General features: G+C 70.4%; 7 protein-coding genes. 3 read left to right on the top strand and 4 right to left on the bottom strand.

From position 1 onward, the window contains the following. Window positions 1-229: 229 nt before the first annotated feature. A complete protein-coding gene (locus P409_RS28335) occupies window positions 230-820 on the bottom strand; it encodes a TetR/AcrR family transcriptional regulator (RefSeq protein WP_034846303.1) in 591 nt (196 codons plus the stop codon). A 109-nt stretch (window positions 821-929) separates the two neighbouring features. On the opposite strand from P409_RS28335, the gene P409_RS28340 reads away from it, so the two are divergent. Then, window positions 930-1,634, top strand: coding sequence for a glutathione S-transferase N-terminal domain-containing protein (locus P409_RS28340; RefSeq protein WP_034846305.1), 705 nt, complete (start codon window positions 930-932; stop codon window positions 1,632-1,634). A gap of 3 nt (window positions 1,635-1,637) precedes the next feature. Then, a complete protein-coding gene (locus P409_RS28345) occupies window positions 1,638-2,336 on the top strand; it encodes a glutathione S-transferase family protein (RefSeq protein WP_034846307.1) in 699 nt (232 codons plus the stop codon). On the opposite strand, the gene P409_RS28350 is transcribed toward P409_RS28345, so the two are convergent. The 3 genes from P409_RS28350 to P409_RS28360 all read right to left on the bottom strand — a co-directional run bounded on the left by P409_RS28350 (window position 2,333) and on the right by P409_RS28360 (window position 3,664). Next, complete coding sequence (locus tag P409_RS28350; RefSeq protein WP_034846309.1) at window positions 2,333-2,830, bottom strand: GNAT family N-acetyltransferase; 498 nt, start codon at window positions 2,828-2,830, stop codon at window positions 2,333-2,335. The two genes, P409_RS28345 and P409_RS28350, sit on opposite strands and share 4 nt — an antisense overlap. A 15-nt stretch (window positions 2,831-2,845) precedes the next feature. Continuing rightward, on the bottom strand, window positions 2,846-3,052 hold the full coding sequence (locus tag P409_RS28355) for a hypothetical protein (protein ID WP_034846311.1): 207 nt from the start codon (window positions 3,050-3,052) through the stop codon (window positions 2,846-2,848). A 78-nt stretch (window positions 3,053-3,130) separates the two neighbouring features. Continuing rightward, complete coding sequence (locus tag P409_RS28360; protein ID WP_052121505.1) at window positions 3,131-3,664, bottom strand: hypothetical protein; 534 nt, start codon at window positions 3,662-3,664, stop codon at window positions 3,131-3,133. 91 nt (window positions 3,665-3,755) lie between these two features. Here P409_RS28360 and P409_RS28365 point away from each other — a divergent pair. Next, on the top strand, window positions 3,756-4,069 hold a 314-nt coding region (locus tag P409_RS28365), incomplete at its 3' end, for a helix-turn-helix transcriptional regulator (RefSeq protein ID WP_034846313.1).

Here is a 4,069-nt window from a genome sequence, read left to right on the forward strand (position 1 = left end):
GGCGCTGAGGCCGAGCTCGCGCGCCGCCTCGATCCGGCTGACGCCGCCGCGGCGGTGGATCAGGCGCAGCAGCTCCGAGGCATCACGCCCGCGCAGATCCAGTTCTCCCGTGCCTCGCGCCATCTCGCCCCCGCTGCGTCGCCCTTCATTCGTGAGGGCGGCATCTGATTGGACTCATATTTCAGGGAGCCGAGCCAGGCAACCCAGTAATTTCGATTTCAGAAATAAGTCATGCTGCAGCATCCCGGATCAGCGCCCGCAGCAGCGCCGCGGCGATCCGCTCCAGATGGGCCGTGTCGCGATAGACCCGCTCCATCACCGCCAGCCCGCGGGTGAAGGTGACGACCAGGTCCGCCGCCTCCTCCGGCGACACCGCCAGCCGGGCGCGAGCGGTCTCGCTCGACAGCGCGGCCAGGACGATGCGGCGCAGCTCGTCCAGCATGCCGCGCAGCCTGTCCTGCAGCCGCGGGTCGTCCAGCGCTGCCTCCGTCGCGGTCCGCGTGCTCAGGCAGCCGCGCGCCGGCGACCCGCTGGTCATGCTGGCGATGGCCGCACCGAACAGCGCCCGCAGCGCCTGTTCCGGATCCGGCGTCGACTCCAGGGCCTGCCGGGTGGCGGCCAGAAACCGCCCGACATAGGAATCGAAGGCCAGCAGGAAGATCTCCTCCTTGCCGCCATAGGCGTTATAGAGCGAGCCGCGCAGCACCCCGGTCGCCTCGGCGAGGTCCTGCATGGTGGTGGCGCGCAGGCCCTTGCGCCAGAACACGCCCAGCGCCTCCGCCAGCATCTCGCTCTCATCGAATTGCCGCACGCCAGCCATCACCGCCTCGGATCATCCTTGACATCGATGTCAAATTTGACATTCATGTCAAACATAGTCGTTCGCCACCGCGGCGACCAGTCCCCCGGACTCCACAAGGATCTCGACGATGATCGAGCTGCACTACTGGACCACGCCGAACGGCCACAAGATCACGATCGCGCTGGAGGAGATGGGGCTGCCGTACCGCATCGTCCCGGTCAACATCTCGCAGGGCGAGCAGTTCAGGCCGGGCTTCCTGGCGATCGCTCCGAACAACCGCATCCCGGCCATCGTCGACCACGACCCGGCGGATGGCGGCGCGCCGATCTCGATCTTCGAATCCGGCGCCATCCTGGAGTACCTCGCCGACAAGTCGGGGACGCTGCTGCCGAAGGCGCCGCGCGAACGCTTCGCCGTGCTGCAATGGCTGTACTGGCAGATGGGCGGACTCGGGCCCATGGCCGGGCAGAACCACCACTTCTCGGTCTACGCGCCGGAGCGCATCCCCTACGCGACCGAGCGCTACGTCAAGGAGACCGGGCGCCTCTACGGCGTGCTCGACCGCCAGCTCGCGGGACGCGACTTCGTCGCCGGCGATGTCTCGATCGCCGACATCGCGATCTATCCCTGGATCGTGCCGTATCAGCGGCAGCAGCAGCGGCTTGAGGATTTCCCGAACGTGGCCCGCTGGTTCGCCGCCATGGCGGCCCGGCCTTCGGTGGTCCGCGCCTATGAGATCGCGGCGCAGGTCAACACCGTGCCGACGGTGACCGAGGAGTCGAAGCGCCACCTGTTCGGCCAGTCGGCGGCTTCCGTGCAGGGGCGAGCCTAAGCCATGGGCGAGGCCGCGCTGAAACTGTACGAGCTGGCGGGCGCCGACGCCGCGCTGCGCTTCAGCCCGCATTGCTGGAAGACCCGCATGGCCCTGGCCCATAAGGGGCTGGAGGCGGAGCGCATCCCCTGGCGCTTCACGGAGAAGGAGGCGATCTCCTTCACCGGCCAGGGGCTGGTGCCGGTGCTGGTGCATGGCGGCGAGACCATTTGCGATTCCTGGCGGATCGCGCTGCATCTGGAGGAGCGGTTTCCCGACCGGCCGTCGCTGTTCGGCGGCCCCGCGGCGATGCCCTTGGCCCGCTTCATCAACAGCTGGGCCGACACGACGCTGAGCCCGGCGATCGCCCGGGTCATCATCCTCGACATCCTCGGCCGGCTGCACGAGAAGGATCGCGCCTATTTCCGCGCCAGCCGCGAGCAGCGGTTCGGCCGGTCGCTGGAGGAGGTGGCGGCCGACCGCCCGGCCAACCTCGCCGCCGTCCGCCAGGCGCTGCTGCCGGTGCGGCGCGCCCTGGCGGCCGCGGATTTCATCGCCGGACCCGCGCCCGCCTATGCCGATTACTGCGTCTTCGGCCTGCTGATGTGGGCCCGCTGCATCAGCCCGGTCGAGCTGCTGGAGACCGGCGACCCGGTCTTCGCCTGGCGCGACCGGCTGCTCGACGCCTTCGGCGGCATGGCCCGGGCGTCGCCCTGCGCCTAGGAGCCGGCGTCGAAGGCCGGATGGAACGCCACGCTGCCCTCCGGCACCTCGGCGCCGAAGGGCAGCGCCAGGACGTATTGCGGCGGGATGCCGGGCGACTGCAGCCGCGGATCGGCGGCGAAGCCGAAGCGGCCGTAATAGCCCGGCGCTCCGGCCAGGATGCAGCCTTTGGCCCCGAGCGCCCGGATCCGGTCGAGCCCCTCGCGGATCAGCGCCTGGCCGATGCCACGACCCTGGCGGTCCGGGCGGACGGCGACGGGGCCGAGCCCATACCAGCCGCAGGCGGCGCCATCGATGGCGACGGCCGAGAACGCCACCTGGCCGACGATCTCGCCATCCTCCTCCGCCACCAGCGCGACGGTCAGCGCCCCGGCGGCCCGCAAGGCGTCGAGGATCGCCGGCTCGCGGCCGTCGCTGTAGGGCCGGCCGCGGAACGCGTCCTCGACCAGTTGGCGCACTGTGGCGTCGTCCTGCGGCTGCTGGTCCCTGATCATGCCAACTGCCCCAACTCAGCTGTCCAGCATGGTCAGGGCCGCCTTGCGGTCGCCCGGCTTCAGCTTCAGGAATTGCGCCCGGGCCGCCTTGATGTCGCGGTCCGTGCCGCTCTCCGCCGCGGCCTTCAGGGCCAGAGCCGTCGCATGCTCCGCCCCGCAGATGAAGGCCACCGCCTTGGCCAGGCGCGCCATGGCCTCCCGGTCGATCTTCAACTCGTCCATGCCGGTCCTTCCCCGTGGCTGTCTCCGCCGCCGGTTCTGGACCATCGGGCGGCCGCTGCCCAGGAGATTCGGCGCCGGTCAGTCGCCGGTGCGCTCGAAGCGCATGATCCAGTTGGTCTCCCAGCCCTGCCCGCCATCGGTGGAAAAGGCCTGCTCCCAGCGCGCCGACCGGCCGGTGATCTCCGACCAGATGAAGCGCACCCGGATCGGCGTGCCCTCCCAGACGTCGTCGGCGAAGAAGGTGCCGACGCCGTCCTCGAACCGGCCGCGCAGCGGCGCCTCGTCCATGTGCAGGCTGCGGCCGTCGAACCACCAGATCGACCACAACTTCGACTCGACATCGAACAGGCGCAGCGTGGCGGCGCGGTAGGTCCCGGACGGCAGCTCCAGGATGTTGTCGTCGATGGTGCCGAGGCCCCCGATCAGCGGCCACATCTCGGAGTATCCGGCGAACTCGTCCCACAGCGTGTCTCCGGCCAGGCGGCGGCGCAGCCGGCGGTGCGACACCGCCCAGCGGCCGAACAGCGGGAAGAAGTCGTCGCGGCCGTCGTTCGGAACGTCGGGGACGCTGGGGTCGGTGCCGGGGGCGGGCTTGGCGAACAGCGCGGGCATCGGTCTCTCCATGATGCAGGGGCGATGCGGCGCAGGATGCGGGCGGCCGACTGACAGCCGATGTCAGGATTTTTTCGGCTATGCTCGTCGCATGCGCGCCAACCGTCTGCTGTCGATCCTCTTGCTGCTGCAGTCCCGCGGCCGCCTGACCGCCCAGGCGCTGGCGGAGGAATTCGAAGTGTCGGTCCGCACGGTCTATCGCGACATCGACGAGCTGTCGGCCGCCGGCGTGCCGGTCTATGCCGACCGCGGCCCGGGCGGCGGCTTCGCGTTGCTCGACGGCTACCGCACCCGGCTGACCGGGATGACCGCCGGCGAGGCCGAGACCCTGCTGCTGGCCGGGCTGCCCGGGCCGGCGGCGGATCTCGGCCTGGCCGAACCGCTGGCGGCGGCACGGCTGAAGCT

This window comes from Inquilinus limosus MP06 (assembly GCF_000767795.1).
GTDB classification, from domain to species: Bacteria; Pseudomonadota; Alphaproteobacteria; order DSM-16000; family Inquilinaceae; genus Inquilinus; species Inquilinus limosus_E.